General features: G+C 66.3%; 1 protein-coding gene. It reads right to left on the bottom strand.

Annotation, left to right across the window (positions count from 1 at the left end; genetic code table 11):
• The coding region (locus tag B9Y86_RS17260; RefSeq protein ID WP_139824966.1) for an HNH endonuclease signature motif containing protein at positions 1-1080 on the bottom strand (1080 nt) is incomplete at its 3' end.
• Between the last annotated feature and the right edge of the window lie 52 nt (positions 1081-1132).

Genomic DNA, 1132 nt, shown 5'->3' on the forward strand with positions numbered 1-1132 from the left:
GTTCTCGGGAATCGTGTTGCCGCCGAAGGCGTGGTCTTCGGTGTGGTCGATGTCGGCCTGTTCCGATGGGACGGTGCATCCGGGGAACACGCATGTCGGGTGCACGAGTCTCGCGTGGTCGATCATCCGGGCCGTGGGCCGGTAGTCGCGGGGGTCCGTGGTCAGAATGCGGCCCGTGACCGGGTCGGTGAGGATCCGCCTCCACGACGTCGCCTCCGCGGTGAGTTGGGCCGCGGTAGCGGGGTCGATGGGTCCGTACCCTCGGAGGATCGCTGCTTCCTGGCCAACACCGAGGAGTGTCATCGCGGGGACCATCACATGGACCCGTCCCCGGATCCCACGGGTCGCACCAGGAATGGAGGTTTCACCGTTGAGCAGCAGATCGGTGAGGACATCGAGTTTCAGATGCCCCATACTCCGCGGATCACCCGACGCTCGAAGCCCTGCGGCCAGGCGGGTGGCACGGTCGGTGATGGCGTGGATCTCGGGTGCCGGTGCGAACAGGGTCAGGTAGGCCATGCCATCCGCTGCCGGATCAACATAGATACGCCGCGTCGCCGCTGCTTTCTCTGCCCGTTCGACCGCCGTGGAGGGTTGAGATAGTTCGACCTGCGCCCTCGCCGTGCGGTCGAGCTGTTTCGGATTCACCTCAACCGCCAGCGCCGCGAGCCGGGTGTCGTACGACACCAACGCCTCACCCTGAAGGCCGTCGGCGTGTTTCGCGATGACCTCAGCGTGCTCCCACGACACGACCCCCGCAGCGACGGCTGCCAGGGTGGCCGGGAGCCGATCCACGAGCACGGTGCTGGTATCGACGAGGGTCGCTGCCCGGTACTCGGTGCGACGGGTGAGCTGGGCGAGTTCAGTGACAAGCTCGACCCGCTCGACCCGGGCTCTCGACCACACCGGCCCACCCGTAGACCTGTCGGTGGGGGCCTGCTGGTGGAGGTGGTTTCTCGCGTCGGTGACGCGTTCGGCCCTGGCCGCAGACAGCACTGCTATCTGCTGATCGAGGGCGGCGACCTCCTCGAGTGCGACCACATACGGGTCGGGCTCAAGGGGAGGGATCGTGGTGAACATACGAGAAGTCAAACAGCAGCCACCGACACCGGGTCGAGTCACGCATTCAATT

This window comes from Agreia pratensis, assembly GCF_900177685.1.
GTDB classification, from domain to species: Bacteria; Actinomycetota; Actinomycetes; order Actinomycetales; family Microbacteriaceae; genus Agreia; species Agreia pratensis.